20 protein-coding genes are annotated in these 20,750 nt (G+C 40.5%); 8 read left to right on the top strand and 12 right to left on the bottom strand.

Annotation, left to right across the window (positions count from 1 at the left end):
• Nucleotides 1–135: 135 nt before the first annotated feature.
• Nucleotides 136–1,188, bottom strand: a complete 1,053-nt coding sequence (locus tag I8751_RS19595; RefSeq protein WP_214440787.1) for an aldo/keto reductase — start codon at nt 1,186–1,188, stop codon at nt 136–138.
• A gap of 239 nt (nt 1,189–1,427) precedes the next feature.
• Between I8751_RS19595 and I8751_RS19590 the strand changes: the two genes are divergently transcribed.
• The 3 genes from I8751_RS19590 (at nt 1,428) to I8751_RS19580 (ending at nt 3,888) form a co-directional block, all read left to right on the top strand.
• Nucleotides 1,428–1,847, top strand: coding sequence for a thiol-disulfide oxidoreductase DCC family protein (locus I8751_RS19590; RefSeq protein ID WP_214440786.1), 420 nt, complete (start codon nt 1,428–1,430; stop codon nt 1,845–1,847).
• Between the two features lie 18 nt (nt 1,848–1,865).
• Nucleotides 1,866–2,762 carry a helix-turn-helix domain-containing protein gene (locus I8751_RS19585; RefSeq protein WP_214440785.1) on the top strand — a complete coding sequence of 299 codons (897 nt, stop codon included), beginning with the start codon at nt 1,866–1,868 and terminating at the stop codon, nt 2,760–2,762.
• A 109-nt stretch (nt 2,763–2,871) separates the two neighbouring features.
• Entirely contained in the window at nt 2,872–3,888 is a 1,017-nt protein-coding gene (locus tag I8751_RS19580) for a Rieske 2Fe-2S domain-containing protein (RefSeq protein ID WP_225894264.1), read from the top strand.
• Nucleotides 3,889–3,901: 13 nt separating this feature from the next.
• On the opposite strand, the gene I8751_RS19575 is transcribed toward I8751_RS19580, so the two are convergent.
• Nucleotides 3,902–4,330 carry a hypothetical protein gene (locus I8751_RS19575; RefSeq protein ID WP_214440784.1) on the bottom strand — a complete coding sequence of 143 codons (429 nt, stop codon included), beginning with the start codon at nt 4,328–4,330 and terminating at the stop codon, nt 3,902–3,904.
• 353 nt (nt 4,331–4,683) lie between these two features.
• Between I8751_RS19575 and psbQ the strand changes: the two genes are divergently transcribed.
• The 3 genes from psbQ to I8751_RS19560 all read left to right on the top strand — a co-directional run bounded on the left by psbQ (nt 4,684) and on the right by I8751_RS19560 (nt 7,263).
• Complete coding sequence (gene psbQ / locus I8751_RS19570; RefSeq protein WP_214440783.1) at nt 4,684–5,151, top strand: photosystem II protein PsbQ; 468 nt, start codon at nt 4,684–4,686, stop codon at nt 5,149–5,151.
• A 75-nt stretch (nt 5,152–5,226) separates the two neighbouring features.
• Nucleotides 5,227–6,330: an NAD(P)/FAD-dependent oxidoreductase gene (locus I8751_RS19565; RefSeq protein WP_214440782.1), complete on the top strand. Its 1,104-nt coding sequence runs from the start codon at nt 5,227–5,229 to the stop codon at nt 6,328–6,330.
• Nucleotides 6,331–6,411: 81 nt separating this feature from the next.
• Nucleotides 6,412–7,263 carry an alpha/beta fold hydrolase gene (locus I8751_RS19560; RefSeq protein ID WP_214440781.1) on the top strand — a complete coding sequence of 284 codons (852 nt, stop codon included), beginning with the start codon at nt 6,412–6,414 and terminating at the stop codon, nt 7,261–7,263.
• Between the two features lie 7 nt (nt 7,264–7,270).
• Here the strand turns inward: I8751_RS19560 and I8751_RS19555 are convergent, their stop codons facing one another.
• Nucleotides 7,271–8,308 (bottom strand): serine hydrolase domain-containing protein, encoded by a 1,038-nt coding sequence (locus I8751_RS19555; protein WP_214440780.1) that lies wholly within the window; start codon nt 8,306–8,308, stop codon nt 7,271–7,273.
• Nucleotides 8,309–8,569: 261 nt separating this feature from the next.
• On the opposite strand from I8751_RS19555, the gene hemJ reads away from it, so the two are divergent.
• Entirely contained in the window at nt 8,570–9,154 is a 585-nt protein-coding gene (gene hemJ, locus I8751_RS19550; protein ID WP_214440779.1) for a protoporphyrinogen oxidase HemJ, read from the top strand.
• Nucleotides 9,155–9,687: 533 nt separating this feature from the next.
• Here hemJ and I8751_RS19545 read toward each other — a convergent pair.
• The 9 genes from I8751_RS19545 to I8751_RS19505 all read right to left on the bottom strand — a co-directional run bounded on the left by I8751_RS19545 (nt 9,688) and on the right by I8751_RS19505 (nt 19,714).
• Entirely contained in the window at nt 9,688–10,422 is a 735-nt protein-coding gene (locus I8751_RS19545; RefSeq protein ID WP_214440778.1) for an amino acid ABC transporter ATP-binding protein, read from the bottom strand.
• On the bottom strand, nt 10,415–11,905 hold the full coding sequence (locus tag I8751_RS19540; RefSeq protein ID WP_214440777.1) for an ABC transporter permease subunit: 1,491 nt from the start codon (nt 11,903–11,905) through the stop codon (nt 10,415–10,417). The genes I8751_RS19545 and I8751_RS19540 overlap by 8 nt, the downstream gene beginning before the upstream one ends.
• A 614-nt stretch (nt 11,906–12,519) precedes the next feature.
• Nucleotides 12,520–14,304, bottom strand: coding sequence for a M61 family metallopeptidase (locus I8751_RS19535; RefSeq protein WP_214440776.1), 1,785 nt, complete (start codon nt 14,302–14,304; stop codon nt 12,520–12,522).
• A 141-nt stretch (nt 14,305–14,445) separates the two neighbouring features.
• On the bottom strand, nt 14,446–15,129 hold the full coding sequence (locus I8751_RS19530; RefSeq protein WP_214440775.1) for a Crp/Fnr family transcriptional regulator: 684 nt from the start codon (nt 15,127–15,129) through the stop codon (nt 14,446–14,448).
• Between the two features lie 200 nt (nt 15,130–15,329).
• Nucleotides 15,330–16,574, bottom strand: coding sequence for a pilus assembly protein PilB (locus I8751_RS19525; protein ID WP_214440774.1), 1,245 nt, complete (start codon nt 16,572–16,574; stop codon nt 15,330–15,332).
• 98 nt (nt 16,575–16,672) lie between these two features.
• Nucleotides 16,673–16,822: a hypothetical protein gene (locus I8751_RS19520; protein ID WP_214440773.1), complete on the bottom strand. Its 150-nt coding sequence runs from the start codon at nt 16,820–16,822 to the stop codon at nt 16,673–16,675.
• A complete protein-coding gene (locus I8751_RS19515) occupies nt 16,819–18,006 on the bottom strand; it encodes a HetZ-related protein 2 (RefSeq protein ID WP_214440812.1) in 1,188 nt (395 codons plus the stop codon). The genes I8751_RS19520 and I8751_RS19515 overlap by 4 nt, the downstream gene beginning before the upstream one ends.
• 960 nt (nt 18,007–18,966) lie before the next feature.
• Entirely contained in the window at nt 18,967–19,317 is a 351-nt protein-coding gene (locus tag I8751_RS19510; RefSeq protein ID WP_214440772.1) for a carbon dioxide-concentrating mechanism protein CcmK, read from the bottom strand.
• A gap of 85 nt (nt 19,318–19,402) precedes the next feature.
• Nucleotides 19,403–19,714: a carbon dioxide-concentrating mechanism protein CcmK gene (locus I8751_RS19505; RefSeq protein ID WP_214440771.1), complete on the bottom strand. Its 312-nt coding sequence runs from the start codon at nt 19,712–19,714 to the stop codon at nt 19,403–19,405.
• Between the two features lie 572 nt (nt 19,715–20,286).
• Between I8751_RS19505 and I8751_RS19500 the strand changes: the two genes are divergently transcribed.
• Entirely contained in the window at nt 20,287–20,685 is a 399-nt protein-coding gene (locus I8751_RS19500; protein ID WP_214440770.1) for a hypothetical protein, read from the top strand.
• Nucleotides 20,686–20,750: the final 65 nt, after the last annotated feature.

The following is a 20,750-nucleotide window of genomic DNA, read 5'->3' as shown; positions in this document are numbered from 1 at the left end:
TCTACTTGAATTTGAATCAATAGTACAAGTCTACAGATAGTGGCATAATGTCCGAAACTCTCTACCGACAGATGGAATTCAGGAGTTAATGAATTATTATCTAGCTCATTATCCGAAAATCTAAAATTAGCTCTTTCAGATGCGATGGTTGTCTATGGTATTAAATGTGCCACCAAACAAGCGATCGCGGATCATGTCATTCTGCAAGAAATCATGGGGAAAACCCAATTCAATTTGGCTCACTTCATCTAAGCGTTGCAGATGCTCCGGTGATAAAGTCACATCAAGGCAAGCTAAATTATCTTGAAACTGAGTCAGCTTACGTGCGCCAATAATGGGGATAATCACGCCGCTTTGAGCGCGTAACCAAGCCAGGGCGACCTGTGGAGATGTGCATCCAATTTCGGCGGCCACTTGACCAACGACATCTGCGATCGCTAAACTTTTTTCGGAAATACTGCCGGCTGCGGCATTTGTCAATCGCCCTGGTTCACTGCTTTCTGGAAGAGGTTTGTTGTATTTGCCTGTTAGCACTCCACCACCCAAAGGCGACCACGGTGTGACTGCCAAATCAAAGGCTTTAGCCATTGGTAGCAAATCTCGTTCTGGAGTTCGCTGAATCAAATTATACTCAATCTGGAGCGCCACAAACTGAGTCCACCCTTGATATTGAGACATTGTATTGGCTTGGGCAACAATCCAAGCGGGGGTATCAGAAATACCGATGTAAAGTACTTTACCTTGGCGCACCATATCATCAAGCGATCGCATGACTTCCTCTACAGGCGTTGTGAAGTCCCAAGCGTGCAACCAAAATAAGTCAATATAATCGGTATTCAGGCGTTTGAGGCTGCCTTCTAATGACTGCATCAGATTTTTGCGATGATTGCCACTACCGTTAGGGTTGCCTTGATTCTCGTTCATTTGCAAAGGAAAGGAATACTTCGTCGCAACTACAAAGCGTTCTCTTTCTTTTGCAATTAACTCACCAACAATTTTTTCACTACTGCCATCGGTGTAACCGTTGGCGGTGTCAATAAAATTCCCTCCTGCTGCGACGAAAGTATCAAAAATTTTTTGACTTTCGTCTTTAGAAGCGCCCCAACCCCAGTCTTCACCGAAGGTCATGGTTCCTAAGCAGAGTTCAGAAACTCGTAATCCACTTTTGCCCAAGAGTTTGTATCTCATGAAACTTGCTCACTAGTTAAAAAATCTAGATTTTGACTTGTTCCTTGTAGGCTTTAGGTGTAATGCTTGTTAGTTGATGAAAGATATTATTTCTAAACAAGCATTTTTTTGAGCAAAATCAACACTGAAGATTTTCTCTGCTGATATCGTTCTCACCCTAATAATTTGGTTGTAGGTGTAACGCTATACTGAATTTATAAAACACCTTCAAATATTATCCTAAATCACTCATTTTTTCGATGAATTACTACATTATCTACGATGGAAATTGTAATCTCTGCGTCACTTTAGTCCAATTCCTAGAAACCTTAGATCAGGGAAAGTTGTTTCGCTATGCTTCCATGCAAGATGAGCAAGCACTTTCCCAGTGGGGAATTACACCACAAGATTGCGAACAAGGGATGATTTTAATTGATGGCAATATGCCCCAGAGACGTTGGCAAGGTAGTGCCGCGGCTGAAGAAATTGGGCGATTATTACCATTAGAAAGTATATTTGTAGACGCTTATCGGGCATTACCAGGGATGAAATGGGCAGGCGATCGCTTTTACGAACAAATCCGCGACAATCGCTATACTCTTTTTGGCAAGCGTTCTAGTACCTATCAATCGGCTTACTGTGTCGATGGTAGCTGTAAGTTAGATACTCAAAGTCAATAAAATAATTGATAAGTGGTCATGCAAAGGTCACAGTTTCTCAGGCTCAATGCTGCCCAACCAGATAGTCTAAAACAAATCCTGCCTAAACCCCTAATTATCTCTAGCCCTATGGGAGGTTGGAATGGTTTTTATTTTGCCTATCATTGCCAAACTGACTATAAAGCTCCCGAAACATGCGCTTCTCAGCATGTTATTGGTATTGGCACTGAAAGTTTTCAGGCAAGACTAAAAATAAACGAAAAATGGCAAGACAAACTTTATACAGCAAATGATGTAACTATTTTTCCTGCTCAACAAATTTCTCCAGCAGTGGAGTTTGAGCAGGAATTAGGATTCATTGTTCTCTGTCTGGAACCAGTATTTGTGCAGCGTGCTGCCTATGAATTAATTGATACTGATAAAATCGAAATTTTACAACAATTACAAACCCATGACCCACTCATTCAACAAATTGGACTAGCACTGAAAAGAGAACTAGAAATCAGTGTAATTGATAGTCGCCTCTATGCAGAGTCGGCAGCCAATATGTTGGCAGTACATTTGTTAAAACGCTATTCGGCACGTCCATTTCTGATCCGAGAAGACACAAGCGGATTACCAAAGCACATATTAAAAGAAGTGATTGCCTATATCAACGATAACTTAGACAAAAACTTGTCGCTTGCGGAAATGTCTATAGTTGTGCGGATGAGTCCACACTATTTCGCCACCTTGTTTAAGCAGTCAATGGGAATAGCACCTCACCAGTACGTCATCAAATGCCGAGTCGAAAGAGCAAAGCATTTATTGATAAACAGAGAATTATCAATTATCCAAGTCTCTCAGTTAGTGGGATTTCAAAGTCAAAGCCATTTTACCAAGGTTTTCCGTAAATACATCGGCGTTACTCCTCAAGTATTTAAGAATACACACTGAATTGTTCGGAAGATTCCGCTAATTTTCAGAAGATTGTGCGAGACAGCATGATTTTGTCAGTACTAGACTTAGGAGTTATTACCATTCACTAAGTCTATTCTCCAAAAAAATGACACAACTAAAATCAGCAGTGGTTATAGACATGCTGCAAGGCGCACCGTGGCTGTTGGCACATCGTTCCATGCTCATGCCCAATCAGCCGAGGAAGGTTTCACTTTATGGTAATGACTACGTAATCTGGCAAGATAGCAACGGTAATGTTAGCTGCTTGCCGAATATCTGCCCTCACATGGGGGCTATGCTATCGGCAGGGTGGTGTACAACTAAACCCAATGGTAGTAGTGTGGTGAATTGCCCATTTCATGCTTTGGAGTTTGATAGCACTGGTTGCACAGTGTTACCTGGTTCCAATAAATCAACCAAATCCTTAATCAAGCCATTGGAGTTAATCATTCAAGGGGATTTTATCTGGTCTTATGGTGGCAGGGAACCCAAAATCCCGATTCCAACGATTATGAACGATATTGCATCTGAGTATGATTTTGTTGGGTTTACAGGCGATCGCAGCATCAAGACTGATCTTCTGACTCTCCTACTAAACATGCATGATTACAATCATCAAAATGGTACGCATCGTCAACTATTTGAAATAGAAGAAGTTCAAGTTAAACAGTTTCTCGACAACGGACATCATTCCCATGCGTACATTACTCAGCAGAGGAAGAAATCTACATTGCGCGAAATCTTCAAGAACCCTGGACTCCTAGCTATGCCACAGGTACTTGAGGCTCATCTGGAAAATTTCTTTCCGTGCCTTGGAGTGATGCACGGTGAGAGTCCGTTATTAAGTCTCAAAGAATGTCACTTCTACATTCCAGAATCACCAAATTACTCTCGTGTTTACGTTTTGATATTCATGAAAGCGTACAATCCCATTGCCCATCTAATCAAACGGAATCTTTTACGCCTTGTTGAGGTTGTTATTGACCAAGATGTTGACATTTTGGGTAAGCTTTATGTCAAAATACCTCAACAAATTAAGCTCAATAATGAAGTTGGAATAGATTGGGTGCGGCGAAATTTTAAGAGTTTCCCAAAGGTTGTTGAACCCAATCTGTCTCGATAAATAATTCGACCTCTTAATCGCTCGGTTTATTAAACACTTCTAAAATCTGGCGACAAATTTGTTTGAGTTTATCCCCAATTTGAGGAGAGGGTATAGATTCACCTACAAAACTCCAGTTTTCTACTGTAGAGAGTCGCCACGCCTCACCGCGATGGTCAAAGCCAGCTACTTCTAAACCGATCGCCCGCCGTGAATTATTTATGGGATCTTGATGAAAACGAATTTGAATCAAGATGCTGCGACTGCGCCAAGATTTGCTAATACCAGGAAAGTGAAACCCGATGTCTATCGAATCTGGATCGACCAATTCTCTGGTTTCTGGGTCATTTTTCCAAGGTTTCAGATCCGATTTGGCATCGGGGAACTCGAATTTAAATAAATTCACCGCCGCAGCAATCTTGCTGGCGAGTTCAAGGTTGGTTGCCTGTTCAGCTGCGTTCACGAAAAAACACTCCTATGATTGTGTCGGTTAATTTGTTGGATGTGACGACAGAAAAACCGCCAGAAGGCTTATCATTTTGGTGTTTCAGCTTATCAATACCTTTTAGTTTTTGCAACTATAAATCACACTTTCCTGATAATTATGCTTGCCCAAAACTGCTCTTTGAAGGCTGGTCTATTGGAATATGCATATTAAGTAATTGTACTTAAAAAATATTAAAATTGAGCTTGCTTGTAGAAAATATCAGATGACGATTCATAGTTTTTCAGCAAATTAACTAGTTGATAAGAACAATAAAATCACGCTAGCGATCTAAAATGACACTGTTATTGGTAAACAAATAAGTTCGGTTTATGGTGCGTCAACGCTCTATTTTTTCACTGGTTCTAGTATTATTGGCCACATTCTTGATTAGTTGTGGCGGCCCTGGCGTGGCAGTTGCACCGCCAACTTACACAGCAGTTGATCTGCAAAGAATTCAGGTACACGTTCCTGAAATTAAATCTGTGCGCGATCGCTCACAAGAACTGCAACAGTTGATCCAAAGAAAAGATTGGATCGACGTGGGTAATTTTATACATGGCCCCGCGGCAGAAGCAAGGCTGAGTATGGCTTATGTCACTCCCAACCTTCTACCCAAACTCCAACCCACAGCCCGTCAAATCACGCGAGATTTGTTAAATCATCTGGTTAAAATTGATCAAGCTGCAAGGGAAGGTGATACTTTGCTTGCCTTGAATAATTCCCAAGCTGCTTTTACAGACATCGACAAATTCCTTGATCTGCTTCCTGAAACAAGCAGTGCCTCCGAGGAGAGTTAAGAATTAATAGTTAGGGGTTAGAAGTTTCAACTTTAAAACTTCTAACTCTTTACTTTTAATTTTTGCATCAAAGTCATGAATGTAGTCATTATCGGTTGTGGTGTAGTTGGGGCAGCGATCGCCTATGAATTGAGTCAAGTTAAAGGACTAAAAATCACAGTTATTGACCGTCAGCCACCAGCCCAAGCCTCTACAGGCGCTGCTCTTGGGGTTTTGATGGGCGTAATTAGCCACAAAATTAAGGGCAAGGCTTGGCAGATGCGACAAACTAGCATCCAACGCTACGAAACCTTAATTCCTGAATTGGAGTCTTTAACAGGTGCTAAAATCCCTTTCAACCGTCAAGGAATCCTTAGCCTTTGTCTGGAAGAAGAAAATTTCCTTAGATGGGAAAAATTAGTAGAAACTCGCCACTCTCAAGGCTGGCAATTGGAAATTTGGGACACGCCAAAACTTAAAAATTTCTGTCCTCAAGTTAATAACACCAAAATTACTGGTGCTGTCTATTCTCCACAAGACCGTCAGATTGATCCAACTGCTTTGACGTTAGCTTTAGTTGCGGCTGCTCAACACAAAGGTGTTAATTTCAAATTTGGTGTGAATGTTTTAGGTCTTCCAAAGTCAGAACGAAACAATCAAGAAGAATCTGCAAAATGTCCTTCTGTGGAAACTACAGCCGGAAAAATTCCCGCAGATTGGATTGTGATTGCCGCTGGACTAGGTTCGACACCATTGACGGCACAGTTAAACCAAATAATTGATATTCGCCCTGTTTTGGGGCAAGCATTACAAGTACATTTGGAACATCCACTAGGTAATCCCGACTTCCAGCCAGCAATTACAGGTAATGATGTCCATATCGTCCCTGTGGGTGGCAAAGATTATTGGATAGGTGCAACGGTAGAATTTCCCAACAATGGCGATGAGATCACGCCTCATCAAGAATTGCTAGAGTCTGTAAAACAACAGGCGATCGCATTTTGCCCAGAGTTAGCTACAGCAACTATTATTCGCACTTGGTCAGGATTACGTCCCCGTCCTGAAGGTCGTCCAGCCCCAGTGATTGGAGAACTACCAGGGTTTAGTAATGTTCTGTTGGCGACTGGACACTATCGCAACGGCGTTTTATTAGCACCCGCAACAGCTCATGCAATTCGTGAGATGATTATTTCTAATTAATTAACTCTCAATAAAAAATACATTTTTAGCTCTGCGACTCTGCGTGAGGCATTTACATTCAAAACCCAGGAAAATAAAAGCGTGTCATCAACAGAACATAAAATAACAGTAGATTCTCTAGAATGGTTTTATCGTGAATCTTTACCAATTGGTAGAACTGACCTACTGCCAGTGTTGTTACTGCATGGTATAGTATCACAAAGTTATAGTTGGCGGCATATATTACCAGCTTTAGCAGCACAGGGAACAAGAGCGATCGCACCTGATTGGATCGGTTATGGCTTTTCTGCACATCCCGAAAAACGAGACTTTGCTTACACACCCGATGCATTTATTACAGCTTTAGAAAGATTTATCAAAACGTTGGAAATTGAGCGTTTTTCTTTAGTTGTACAAGGCTTTTTAGGCTCTGTGGGGTTACAATATGCCTTGCGCCATCCTGAACAAATTGCTAACTTAGCTATTCTCAATACACCAATTTCAACTGCTGCCAAATTACCCTGGAAAATTAAACAAATGGGTTTACCCTTAGCAGGTGAAATGATGACCCAAGACCCTCTATTAGTTGATCGGACTTTAGAAGGAGGCAGCCGTTACCGCATCGAAGATCAAGATTTGGATGTTTATCGTAAACCTTATTTGAAAAGTTCTGCTCCTGGACGTAGTCTCTTAGCAACTATTCGTAACTTGCAACTTGAGACAGCAATGACAGAAATCGAATCTGGTTTTAAACAATGGCAACAACCAATTCTTTTGCAATGGGGTGTGATTGACCCTTGGTTATCTGTAGACATGGCACAAAATTTTGCAAATTCTGTACCAAATACAGAAACAATAAAACTTAATAACGTTGGGCATTATCCTCAAGAACACTATCACAAAACGATTTTAGAAGATATGTTGCCCTTTGTACGTCGCACTGAATCTAGTTAACACAAAATCATAATGAAGGTTGAAGTGCTAATTTTGCAATATTTGGGCAGTAATATCCAGCAATTGCTTTAGCGATCGCATCGGGTCGAGAAATTTTGTCTAAGTTGCACAATAAAATTACAGTAATATTGTCATCTATAAAGCGGGTAATATTACTGGCAAATCCTAAAATGGAACCATTGTGACCAACCACACGGCGACCATCATAATTGAATATCCACCAACCTAAACCTGCTACATATTTGAGCTTTTCCCAATTATTACCCTGACTTGGTAAATGGGGAGTCCACATTAAATCAAGGGTTGACTGCTTGAGCAGAGTTGCATTGTTAAGTGCTTGTTCCCACTTCACCATATCCGCCACACTAGAAAGTTGCCCCCCAGATGAATATGTGACAGAAGGACTGTAATAAGGTTTGTTAATCAGTTTTTGATTGAACAAACGGTAGCCAGCAGCCCGATGAGGCACAATGTTTTGGGGATTATTCATCCCCGTTGCATTCATTCCTAACGGTAAAAAAATGCGATCACGCAACAAATCTTCATAAGATTGTCCAGTTATTTTTTCCAGCATCAAGCCTAGTAGATAGTAACCTGTGTTGTCATAGGCGCTCAATTCACCCGGTTTAAACTTCAGGGGTAAATCACTAACTAAAGCTAAAATTTCCGATTTGGATAAATCAAGACGGGTAATTTCCCAGTAGTTGGGATCATCAGTATAACTGGGAATTCCAGATTGATGAGACAGAATATGCTTAACGGTGACACTTTGCCAAGCTAAAGGTAAATCATCAAGATAATTTGCGATCGCTTCGTCTAGCGAAATGACTCCTGCTTCCAACAACATCATTATGAGTGTAGCGGTGAATGTTTTACCGATAGAAGCAATTTCGTAAACTGTGTGTTCGGTTGCAGCAACGGAGTGTTCCACATTTGCTAAACCATAGCCTTTAACCCAAACAGGTTCACCCTCCTGTAACACAGCAACAGAGAGTCCCGGAATCTGATTTTGAGCCATTATTTCCAGGATATAGTTGTCAATCATCAAATTAGCCTCATTTTTATTGTTGGCTGTTGATTTAAACCCATATACAACCCAAAACTGTAAAGTTTAGTGGCTACTCTCTTTTTGACACTTGCCTCTACTACTAAATTGGTTAAAGTCAAAGAAAGATATTGTCGTGATAATTCACACTTCTTCATCAATTACCGCATAAGGTTTTGTCGTAACCTAGTAATGAGAGTACTTGCAGCCATTTAGGCTATTGCTACTTTAAAACAAGTTGATCAAGGCAGGTTACAATTCATGGCTTATTCCTGGTTTAAAGCGTTTCATATTATCGGTATTGTAGTTTGGTTTGCTGGGTTGTTCTACCTAGTGCGTCTTTTTATCTATCATGTTGAAGCTAACCAAGAACCCGAACCAGCACGCACGATACTGAAAAATCAGTATCAAATTATGGAAAAACGCCTTTACCACATCATTACTACTCCAGGAATGTTGGTAACTGTAGCAATGGCGATTGGTTTAGTAAGTACTGAACCAGAAGTTTTAAAAGAAGGTTGGCTACATTTCAAACTGCTATTTGTGGCTATTCTGCTGGGTTATCATCATTATTGTGGTCGTCTCATGAAGAAGTTAGCTGCTGATGAATGTCGGTGGAGTGGTCAGCAGTTGCGGGCTTTAAATGAAGCACCTACAGTTATGTTGGTGGTGATTGTATTGCTGGCTGTATTTAAGAACAATTTGCCTACAGATATCGCTGCCTGGGCAATTTTCGGCATGATCATTTTGATGGCAGTCACTATTCAGCTATATGCTAAAAAACGGAGGCTGGATAAAGAAAAGTTAATGGCACAAATAGGACAAGTTCCCCAAGAACAAAGTTAGGCAATCTTTGGGATATCTTAGAACTAAGGATTAGGAACTAGGGGCTAGTAGTCTGTCAATAAATAATTGACGAATAAATTTTCTGTAGAGACGGCGATTTATCGCGTCTGACCTCTTGATAAAAAAATTCCCCGTTGTTATTTAGCAGCGGGGATATACAAATTTAAAGTTCGTCAGGTGATCGGAATAGTTATTTATTTAATATTTATATCAACTATCTTAATTCCGCCATTAGATAGAGAAATAGCTGGATATTTTCCTAATAAATGTATAGATGAACACTAGCCAATAATATTCCTCAGATTAAACAATTATCAGATTAGCTATAGCATTTTAATTGAAGTTTTTGAGAATTTCTCTGCACCAAATTGCAATTAAAAAAATCCCTCTTGACATTAAACAGCAAGAGGGCTTTGGGTATGGTGTAAGGAGCAAACTGAATGTTTACTTAAACTCAGCGTATCAAAGAGATATGACAGATTTGTCACAATGATGTGAAAAGTATGCGATCGCTCTTTTCTCAAGCTTGGAAGTTAAAGCATTTTTTCCAAAAACTGCTTAGCGCGATCGCACTGCGGATTCTGAAAAAACTCGCTAGGAGTGGTATCTTCAGCTAAACTTCCTTGGTCGAGGAACATAATCCGACTGGCAACTTCTCTTGCAAATCCCATCTCATGAGTGACGATTGCCATTGTGATTCCCGTATCTGCTAAGGCTTTCATCACTTCCAGCACATCTTTTACCATCTCTGGGTCTAAAGCAGAAGTAGGTTCATCAAATAAAATCATCTCCGGTTCCATCGCCAACGCACGAGCGATCGCCACCCGCTGTTTTTGTCCCCCCGATAATTTAGATGGGTAGACATCTGCTTTTGCCTCTAAACCAACTTTAGTCAGCAACGCCAACCCCTTTGCTTGCGCTTGCTGCTTATCTACTCCTTTCACTTTCATGGGTGCGTAGGTGACATTTTGCAGCACCGTCATGTGAGGAAACAAATTAAAGTGTTGAAATACCATCACCAAACGTTGGCGAATTTTAGCGATGTTGACCTTGGGATGAGTAATTTCTTGTTCATGAAAGTAGATCCGTCCTTTGGTAGGGCGTTCTAGCAAATTCATACAACGTAGAAAGGTAGACTTACCCGAACCAGAAGGCCCCAAAATCGCTACAACTTCTCCCTGATAAATCACCGTAGAAATATCTTTGAGTACTTCCAGTTCACCAAACGACTTACATAAAAATTCCGTGCGAATGACTGTATTACTCACTTTGCCTTAACCTCCTTTCTAAAGCGGATGCACCAAAGGTTAGACCCATCACCAAAACGTAATAAATTAACCCTGCAAACAACAGCGGTTCAAAGTAAATATATTTATTTGCGCCTACAATTTGGGCACTGCGTAATATTTCGACTACACCAATAGTTGACACTAAGGCAGAATCTTTGAGCAGTCCGATAGTTTCATTAACCAAGGCGGGGAGAATATTCTTTAATGCTTGGGGCAAAATGACATCCCACATCATCAACCAGTAGGAAACCCCCATAGACATCGCCGCTTCACTTTGTCCTTTATCCACTGCTTGAATCCCACCCCGGATGGTTTCTGACATGTAAGCCCCAGAATTGAGGGTAAAAGTTAACACCCCCGCCTCTAAAGCTGAAATATCATAGCCTGTCAGTTGAGGCGTAGCGTAATAAACCAAAGCCAACTGTAACAGCAGGGGTGTGCCTCGAAAAATTGAGGTATAAGCGTTAGCAACCCAGGTAAAGAGCTTAATTCCAGTAATTTTTAACAAGGAAAGTACTGTACCCCAGATTAACCCCAAAGTTACAGATAAAAGAGTGAACAATAAAGTTATGGGAACTCCCTGAAGAATAAAGGGAATGTCAGGAAGGATTCTGGTGAAGTCTAAATTTAGTCCGCTTTTGGTAGTCGGTAAAGATGCAGTATCGATGGTGCTGTTTTGCGAAAACCACTTGGTTGCTAGTTTTTTTAGTTCACCGCTTTCCTGCATTTGTTGCAGAACTTTGTTAAATGGTGCAACCAAAGGAGAACCTTGGGGAAAAGCGATCGCTGATCCACTTGCTGACTCTGAGGGAATCACATTAAACTCTAAATCTGGGTTGGCTTGGGCGAATCCCTTAGCAACAGTATCTTCAACAATTCCTGCATCAATACGCCCAGATTTGATTTCTTGAATTACTTCAGGCACTTTGTTAAGTTGCTTGAGCTGAATACCTGTAACTTTCTGGGCAATTTTCTTGGCATTTTGCTCTTGGATAGTTCCCAACTGCACCCCAACCTTTTTTCCTAAAAGGTCTTGTGGCTGTTTCAAGTTGCTACCTTTAGGAGCAACAATCGTATCTTTGGCCTCGTAATAGATAATTGAAAAATCAACATTTTTCTTTCGTTCTGGGGTGGGAGTCATCCCAGCCATCACAAAATCAGCCCGATTTGCTTGGAGTGCTGGAATTAATCCATTGAAATCAGATTCCATCACTTTCAGTTTGAACCCCAGTTTTTGAGCAAGGGTATTGGCAATATCAATGTCAAAACCAACAATTTGGCGATCGCCCCCCTTAGTATCATAAAATTCGTAGGGAGGATAATCGGGTGAAGTAATCATTGTCAATGTGTCTTTGCCTACAGAAGAGGCTGCTTGTAGGGGATTACTATGACCTGTTATCACGCTGATTGCTACCATTGCCCCAAACAGCATCGTAAATAGCCATACTCTTCGTTTCTTCATTGACTTGCTAAATTATTTTAGATGCACCCCTAATATTGGAATAATTTTGGGAACTATATAAATGTAACTTTTGAGTCTTTCTTCCGGAAAGAGTCAAAAGCAGGCTGTATAGAGCTATATACCGAATCACTTATACAGAAAATGGGGCATTACGCTTATGAAGCCCCGATGCATACACAACTCTCGTCGAGCCGTTCCAGGATATATCTAGAGCGGCTTTTGCCTTTTCTCAGAAATTTGTCAATTGCGATCGCCTCATACCAATTCACGAAAACCCTGATACATATAGATTTATCGTAGGGGCATGGCATTGCCATGCCCTTACCAGCATATTTGTATCATTATTCAAAGTGAAATAGTATCAAGTCCGTGCGAGGCGCGCATAGCGATCGCACTTGTGTTGGCGTGAGATCCTTTTGAAGTATTAATTTATCCTTATGCCAATACTTGATATATCTACATCCTTGATAAGAAATTTAGAACTATCAATTTCAATGACTTCATACTTTTCTGTCTTCTGTGCATCGATAAATGAAAGAGATGAGGAAATAGGGAAAGCAAGGGGAACTGCGGGAAAATAACTCTCCCTTATCCTCTTCATATTTCGATGACTATTAACGGACAGTAATGATCGGCACGCCTAACCATCCAGCGAAATTCTCTTTCTGTATAGGATCAGGATTCTGGATGGGAATTACTTGATACTTATTAGAACGTGATGCAGCCAGGGTGACGGCATAAGTACGCAGTTCATCTTGGTGAAAAACTGTGACTTGGATAATGTCGTTGGGTTGATAATCTTTGAGGCGATCACTCAATTGATTTGCTGTAACTTTAATTCCTGCAATAGCCAACAATTCATCACCTGCATCAATTCCTGCTAGTTGTGCAGGCGAACCCACTTCAACAAACTTAATGATTTCTCGTCCATGCTCGGTTTTCGCTTTTACACCCAGATAAGGTTCTTCTTCTTGCTCTGCTACTAGCTGCAAACCAAAAGGTTCCAAGTACTGATTAAAGGGTAATTCTTCAGTACCATCAATATAGCGTTGAAAGAAATCAGCCAAATTCACTCCCGCTACAGATTCAATTACTTTCTGTAATTGTTCAGGAGTGTAGCCAATCTCTGCTTGCCCAAATTGCTGCCACATCTGTCGCATCACATCATCCAGGGAATGCTGATTGCCATGCCGCGCTCTAATCAATAAATCTAGCAACAAAGAAACCATTTCTCCTTTCAAGTAGTAGGAAATTTGGGAATTGCCGCTATTGGCATCTGGGCGATAGAGTTTAATCCAAGCATCAAAACTTGATTCAGAAAGCGGTTGTACCTTACGCCCAGGTGTGGTGAGAAACCGAGTAATCTCCTTACCCCAATTATTTAAATACGCCTTGGCATCATACATTCCAGCCCGTAAAGGAATCAGCAAATCGTAGTAACTGGTAGTTCCCTCACAGAACCACAAAGATGGTGTGTAGTTTTCGCGATCGTAATCAAAAACTTCTAGGGCTTTGGGGCGAATACGTTTAACATTCCACAAATGGAAGAATTCATGTGCTACCAATTGCAGAAAGCGATCGTATTTATCCTGAGAGCGAAACCCAAAGCGTTGGTAAATTAAAGAACAGCTGTTTTTATGCTCCAAACCCCCATAAGCTTGGGCAAATAAATGCAGCAGAAACACATATCTTTCATAGGGCAAGCCACCAAACATTTGTGCTTCCACTTGGACAATTTTCTGGATATCAGCGATCATCCGCTGCGCTTGAAAATTTCCCTGTCCCCAAATTGCCAGTTCATGAGGTTTGCCCAATACCTCAAAGTGATACAACTGGTGAGAGCCAATCTCAAAGGGGCTATCTGCAAGAGTGTCAAAATCAGCAGCTAAGAAACTATTAGTTTTTTCACCAGCTGTTGGCAAGGCAGTAGTTACCCGCCATTCTGGACGGGGTGGTACGATAGTCACACGAATTGGTAGCTCTTCCCAACCCGGTAGTCTAAAAAACAGCGCAGCACCGTTAAAATAGCCGTGGGTGGTGTCCAAGTGATTTGTCCGTACCGATAGCTCATTAGCAAACATTCGGTAACGTACAGTTAAGTCTGAAACGCCATTTTTATTAACTTGCCAGTGATTTTTACTAATTTTCCGCCAACTTAAAGGCTTATCGCCTACAAAAGCAGCAAAATCTTGCAAGTTTTTGGCGTATTCCCGGACTAAGTAGGAACCTGGTGTCCACACCGGCATTTTTAAGTCAAGAATCGGCGATGGATGATTCACAAGCTGCAATGTCACTTCAAACAGATGTGTTTCTGGTTGGGGCATCGCCACTTGGTAATGAATCGTCGGCACGGTTTCCTGAACGCCAATTTCTAGACGAGGTGCTGTTGCTTCGGTCATCGGTAGTTAGGAGTGATAAATTCTGAGTCGATAGTTAATAGTCAATAGTTGTTAATAGTCAATAGTCAATAGTCAGTAGCAAAAAACTTTGGACTCAGCACTCAAAACTCCACATTTCAGCACTAAACACCCCACACTGATTTAGACTTTACCAGCCAAATTAAACAACTGTTTGAAATTGATTAGGTAAATGATGTCGTTGGCGCTGTCAATTGCAATCCAACCTTTTTCATGTAGTTTTTCCATGATTTTGGTGGTTTCTTCCACGCCAATTTCTGTCACCTCTGCCAAATCTTTGAAAGGAATATTAAAAATTTCTCTGCCTTTATCTGATTCTAACCCATAGCTTTCACCCAAACTTACTAGAGTATGAGCAAGTTTGACAGCTGGGGGAGAAGTTCTGATTTGCAAGCGCTGGTTAATCTGCCGTAATCGTCGCACCATCAGCTGCAGCATCCGGTGATGTAGCTGCGGGTCTTTGAACAGGATTTGAATAAAACGTTCTCTAGAAATGCTAAGTAACTTGACTGGCGAAAGGGCAATAACATCGGTTGAACGCGGGGATTCATCCAAAATTGCCATTTCTCCAAAAAAATCACCCCGACCCAAAATTGCAATAGCTACAGAATCATCTCCAGAGGTGCGTCGGACTTTAACCCAGCCAGAAACCACAAAGTAAACAGCGTTACCCCAGGCATCTTCCATTAGCACAGCTCGCCCAACTGGATATTCATGTTCAATTGCAACGTTAAGCAGCCATTCCAAGGTTTGTGGGTTGGCTGTACTCAGTAAGGGGAAAAGTTCACTAAAAACCTCAGTCTGCATGAGATATCTGCAAAATTAATGAATTTGGAAGTGGAAAATTCAGTTATTTACTATAAGTTATATAACTGTTTTTTAGTAAAAATACGTAATTCAAATGTTTAAAATCAAACCAAAAATATTCAAATAAATAGTTCTGGTATGCCATTACAACATAACAATTATGGATAAGATCGAAATCAGCGGTTTTACTGACAGCATTGTTATTCAATGTCTGCTGATGACTGGTTATTTGCTGTTACTATTTTTATCTGTTGCTCTAAATGATCTACTAGTTGATTGAGGGTAGTTAAAGCTTCTATTTGCTCAGACCTGGGGTTGGGATTGAGGAGGAGTCGTTGATGGAGTTCGCGTAACTTGAAACTGAGTTGCTGAGAAATTCCTAAAGCATCTCGGCTTAGACCGGCCAACTGTTGTTGCTGATAAAACTTTAATGCTGCTCCCCGCAGTACTTGTAATGTAGCTTCTTCACCATACATTCCTGGCATCACACGCAGGCGTAATAACAAACGATTTTGTTGATACAAGCATTCTTTCTCTACTTGTTTCGGTTCTGCAAATCTGGTGACAGGCAAAGCCGCAAATCGCTTCAATTCATTCAGCACGCCTTGAAAAACCGAGAGAGGCAAGTTTTCGAGTACAGATTGCAAGACACCATTGTCACTCCAGAGTATCCTGCCTTCGTAAGGTTGTCTTTCCAAATATAAGCGGCCAATTCCTCCACCTAGTACTCGTCCCAGCAATTCTTGTAGTAATTTTTTGGGTGGTAATGTTGGCAGCATTTCAATTGGATTGAATAGTTCTGGAACTTGCAGCTGCAAAACAGTTAATTGGTTAGGGGATACTACCTTGGAGTTATCTTCTTCTTTCTGCTCGTTGAGAGGAGGAGACAGGGTCTTAAAGTTATCTGGATGGAGGGTTGGGGGAAGATTTGCTGTTTGCTCAGAATATTGAGGGGTTTGTATCTGAGCTACATTCGATTGTAGTTGCTGATTTTGCTTTGATAAGGCGGTTGCAGAGTGAATCAGATTCTCGACAATATTGTTTGTACTATTTTCTGGGGTTGAGTTCGCTTTTAGTTGATTGACTTGTTTTACATCTGGGCAGAATGTATTTTTATGGTTGAGATAAGCTGAAAGTATGATGCGATGGGTGTCAATGGCAATCTCTTGAGTCACCATTGTGCAATTGATATAAGTCAATATGCGACTTACGTAATCTAACGCTCCACTATCTTGGGGATGAACTATACCTAGCAGTAACTCGTTGTCTTTTAATCTAAAGGGCACAATCTGGTGGTATAAACAAGCTTCAAAGGACAAGAGGCTATCAATTAACTTAAATATTTCTTGGTGTTCGTGTTCTTGCTCCCAATTTGTTGAAGTGTTAGATAGTACTTGCTGCCCACTTGCTCCGATATCAGTTGATTTACCCTCTGAAGACGACATAGGTTTGATTTTTTGGGGTTTCCTTATATTTTATTTTGGTCTAGTTTTAGTTACCAGTAAATAAAGATACTTTGTTGTCTTCTTAAGGGTTAAATTAACTACCAGTAAATAAAGGGTTTTTGCGGGATTGTGGATTGAGGATTTATCCCTAGTCCACAATCAAAAATGTTTAGCTTGGTGATAGTTGTCCAGGGATGTTTGGGTATGCGATCGCCATCACCCCCAGACTCAGTAGTCAATCTACTCATTCTTGAATTCTCAATGATTGAGCTGCAAGGTAAACTTTAGTCCATTCACCCATAGCTTGATGGGTTTTAAGTTGTAACTGTTGGGCTGCTGCTTCTATGGATTCGCCTGCTTTGCGTAAATCTAGGATCTGCCGTCCAACGGGTGTTAATTTTTCATAAAGTTTCTGCCATTGCATTTGTGTTAGCCCCAAATTATTCTCTTGCAAGGAAATCGACAACCAGTTATCTACGAGTTCCGGTTTACCTTTAAGAGCAAAGACGCGTACCGCATGGTAACTAATTTTTTCGCGTAAACGGTAGATTTCTTTAATGGGCTTATTTAGTTTTTTGGCGATTTCATCTTGGGATTTGCCTTGGAGATACAGACGCAGCCACTCTACTGCATCTGCGCCCAGATTTTCGTGTAAATAATCAGCAAATTCCTTTTGTACTGTCTGTCGCAGTACTTGTTGTTCTTCTAATTGTTGTGCTTCTTGATATTCTGCGATCGCCTGATTATCTACCAAGTTCACCCGATTCTCATTATCATCTGTGAGAATTTCTTCAGAAACTAGTCTTACTAAGTCGCTACCTGGTACTTGAGTTAAACCGCCACGCTGAGTGCGACGTAAGTAGTTGACAAAACGATATGCTAACAGCGGTTGATTACGTACTGGTCGCAAAGCATACTCTTCTATGCTCGCAAACAGTAGAGTATCTCGTAGTCGCTTATCGGTTGTTAGTTCAGCAATGCAAGCCATTTGCTGCTGCATGTAAGTGTCGTTTTGTAGTAACTCTTGCAGCACTTCTTGTAGTACATCCATCACACTACGCTGGCGATCGCGGCTCAGTGAAACCCAAGTCTGAATTTTATTCCGTAGTGAGACTACACTCCCCAGTCGATTAATTAGGTTACGATAAGCACGTTCTCGCCCAATGCCCAAGTAACGTTGATGTAAAATTCTCCAGCGATATTCCATTGCTTGCTTGGCAATATCGAGTTCTTTAGGGTTGAGCAGATCAAACCGTCTTAAATCACGTCCCAGTAGCCAGAGAATAATGCCTTCTCTAGTTGCGACACTTTGTTCGGGACATTCAGCAGCTAATCGCTTTTGCCAATATTGTGCTAGTTTTTCTGCTTCCGTTACCATAGCGAGATTGCGCTCCTCGAAACCCTGTTTTAAAGTTTGCATCACAACCCCCATTGCTCGTACACAACTTATTAGCTGACATTTGTCCACAAGTCTGTTGTTCTCATGAATACATCTCAGCGATCACATTGTTATTACGTCTTTATTGACTAACTTTATGCAAATTTTTGCATATTGCTGTTTTTAGTTTTAATCTTTGAGCGCTAGAAATTAAGCTTCTTAGGGGATTTGCCTAAATGTGTGTAAATTTTGAATATTTGTAAACTTAAGTTTTAGCAACACATAGCGACTATCTACACTTGGATAGATGGGGTAAGTAATCTTATAGAAAAATCTGGAAAAGCTGTCATTTTGCACCTGCTTGGAGACATGAATTATGATTCACTTCCATCTGGACGTTGTTTTGTATATATAAGTTTCACTTACTAGGTATTTAACTGTGGAATTAACGGAATTTTGAGGAATTTCCTTCTTTAACACCATTCCACCCATTTTTAGTCATAAAAAATAGAAAGTCAATGCTTGTAAGCTTTCTATATTGTTTAGATAATGTATTGGGTGGAATAATTCAACACCATCCTTCCCACTTATGGGAGTAAAATGCAATGAATAGATATAGACGATACTCCTGAAGAAGCTGTTGAAAATTTAAAAGTACCCTGATACCATTTCACCAATACATACTACAAATACATGGCAATAATTCTACGAATTTACGTGTATACAGCCAATATATTTGTAGTAAATCTTTTAAAAATGGTATTACGGGTACTATTTTAAGTAAGAAATTCGATTGAAAGTTTAACTAACAAAGTGTGGTATTAGTTGAAGTTAAACTTGATAAACGAGTTGTTCATAATAGTTCACTAAATTTGCTGAATCAGCTTGCTGTGTTCAGTTCCATTAAATGACTCTTTAATCTCGACATTGCATCTTACAAAAATTTGATAGTCAAAAATCGAGGGTTAAATGGTAGACTTTTGACTTTTGTTGAATAACTAAATGAATCTAACTTTATCGCCCATTCGATGATCTAACGATGGGGTTTTCCACAGATTCTCGATACTGTTGAACTTGTTCAGTATAAGCAATTGGCAGAACAGCTTCAACGTTTTCATGGGGACGGGGGATAATCACCCAAGATTCCAAAGTACCGCCATAAACATTTTCTGCGGCTTCAACACCAGCAGCCATAGCGGTTTTTACTTCAGAAACATCACCGCGAATATTGACTGTAAAACGGGCACTACCTACTCTGATATAACCAACTAGGGTGACTCGACCAGCTTTCACCATTGCATCTGCTGCTGCTAGTACAGCGGGAAATCCCTTAGTCTCAAGTGCTCCAACGGCTTGTAGTGACATTAACAATCTCCTGTATGAATAAACCTATGTGGCGCTACAAATTAATTGTACGAAGCTTCGCTACCAATTTTAATGACGAATTTGCTTAGAACATACTGAAAGGTTCAGATTTTTCAGTGAAGTGGATTGGTAAGATGGTTTCCACATTTTCTGGAGGATTAGGCACTATGTAATGAGTGATTACTGTACCAGCCTTTACCTCTTCCCCAGCAGCAATTCCAGCTTCGACAGCTGTTCTGACTTCAGCAACATGTCCCCGGACAGCGACTATTAAGCGGCCGCTTTCCGCTATACCATAATATACCAGCGTGACTGCGGCAGATTTCACCATTGCATCTGCCGAAGCTAACACACTAGGAAAACCTAAAGTTTCAATTACGCCAACCGCCATTGGCATAGAATCAGCTCCTGAGTCAAGAATAAGTGATATTTATTGTACGAGGCTTTAGCCCCAATTTTGACATTTAGGAAAACTTTTTGTTGAGCTATCAAAAGCCCAGGACAAGCTGTAGTGCAAATTGCTGAGTATGGGCTTCAGGTTTGAAATAAACAAATTGTAGAGGTCAACATCATCAACATTAGATACAGTTTAATGAAGTGGAATACTAATCATTCCCTTGCCAAAGCAGCTGTAAATTCACACAGATTAACTCCCATAATAAGTAAGCTCTTCGTTAATACCTACTTCTAGTGGCTTTAATAAGTCTGTCTTTTTCGTAACCAAGATATGCCTTTTGTTAGAAGAATCATTATTTTTTTATAGTTATCGTTGATTTGTAGTTCAAGTGGCTAGTTGGTTTAAAGTTAGGTAAAGGTTTTCTCAAATTGCATTCCTAACTTAGTAATTAAAAATGTCAGGCGATAATTGCTAGAAATTCCGTTGAATTTCTCCTGACATACATATTATGGTTAACCAACTAAATGCATAATCTGAAAAAATCATCAATGACAAATTCATGGAATATGAGCATGAAAAATTTAATTTCTAGGACGATGACTTACATCAATTCCCTACTTAATAGACTTCAGGTAAACCGTTTTTTAGCTGTTGTCTTAGTTGGTTCTCTATTGCTAACAACAAATGTTACTTTGGGTAGCCAAAATAACAAAGATTTGGGCGAAAGAGTTCGTGAACAAATACAACAAAATGATTCCCCAAGGCCGAAAACAACAGGCCAATGGAATAAAGAAGCTCGTGAAACAGAAGGCTCTCCTGGTGAGCGACTGAAGAGGATTGGAGAACAATCAGCAGAAGCCTTTAAAGAATTTGGATCAGGATATGTAGAAGGTACTCAGGAAACTGCTCGTGGTGTACAAGACAGTGCATCACAAGCTGGTGAAGCTATTTCTAACCAAGTTAAGCGTTAAATAGCGTTTCATAGTTTACTACAAGCGAATATCAGTAGTTGCTGAAACAACTAAATCTGCACTGT

Origin of the sequence: Atlanticothrix silvestris CENA357 (genome assembly GCF_016056295.1) — a bacterium.
In the GTDB taxonomy this organism is placed as follows: domain Bacteria; phylum Cyanobacteriota; class Cyanobacteriia; order Cyanobacteriales; family Nostocaceae; genus Atlanticothrix; species Atlanticothrix silvestris.
The sequence above is the reverse complement of the archived record's forward strand: the minus strand, read 5'-3'. Positions and strand labels throughout refer to the sequence as shown.

Coding starts and splice junctions, on each gene's coding strand:
- I8751_RS19595 (WP_214440787.1), bottom strand. CDS start 1,188: ATGAGATACAAACTCTTGGGCAAAAGTGGATTACGAGTTTCTGAACTC.
- I8751_RS19590 (WP_214440786.1), top strand. CDS start 1,428: ATGAATTACTACATTATCTACGATGGAAATTGTAATCTCTGCGTCACT.
- I8751_RS19585 (WP_214440785.1), top strand. CDS start 1,866: ATGCAAAGGTCACAGTTTCTCAGGCTCAATGCTGCCCAACCAGATAGT.
- I8751_RS19580 (WP_225894264.1), top strand. CDS start 2,872: ATGACACAACTAAAATCAGCAGTGGTTATAGACATGCTGCAAGGCGCA.
- psbQ (WP_214440783.1), top strand. CDS start 4,684: ATGGTGCGTCAACGCTCTATTTTTTCACTGGTTCTAGTATTATTGGCC.
- I8751_RS19565 (WP_214440782.1), top strand. CDS start 5,227: ATGAATGTAGTCATTATCGGTTGTGGTGTAGTTGGGGCAGCGATCGCC.
- I8751_RS19555 (WP_214440780.1), bottom strand. CDS start 8,308: ATGATTGACAACTATATCCTGGAAATAATGGCTCAAAATCAGATTCCG.
- hemJ (WP_214440779.1), top strand. CDS start 8,570: ATGGCTTATTCCTGGTTTAAAGCGTTTCATATTATCGGTATTGTAGTT.
- I8751_RS19540 (WP_214440777.1), bottom strand. CDS start 11,905: ATGAAGAAACGAAGAGTATGGCTATTTACGATGCTGTTTGGGGCAATG.
- I8751_RS19535 (WP_214440776.1), bottom strand. CDS start 14,304: ATGACCGAAGCAACAGCACCTCGTCTAGAAATTGGCGTTCAGGAAACC.
- I8751_RS19530 (WP_214440775.1), bottom strand. CDS start 15,129: ATGCAGACTGAGGTTTTTAGTGAACTTTTCCCCTTACTGAGTACAGCC.
- I8751_RS19525 (WP_214440774.1), bottom strand. CDS start 16,574: ATGTCGTCTTCAGAGGGTAAATCAACTGATATCGGAGCAAGTGGGCAG.
- I8751_RS19520 (WP_214440773.1), bottom strand. CDS start 16,822: ATGAGTAGATTGACTACTGAGTCTGGGGGTGATGGCGATCGCATACCC.
- I8751_RS19515 (WP_214440812.1), bottom strand. CDS start 18,006: ATGGGGGTTGTGATGCAAACTTTAAAACAGGGTTTCGAGGAGCGCAAT.
- I8751_RS19510 (WP_214440772.1), bottom strand. CDS start 19,317: ATGTCACTACAAGCCGTTGGAGCACTTGAGACTAAGGGATTTCCCGCT.
- I8751_RS19505 (WP_214440771.1), bottom strand. CDS start 19,714: ATGCCAATGGCGGTTGGCGTAATTGAAACTTTAGGTTTTCCTAGTGTG.
- I8751_RS19500 (WP_214440770.1), top strand. CDS start 20,287: ATGAAAAATTTAATTTCTAGGACGATGACTTACATCAATTCCCTACTT.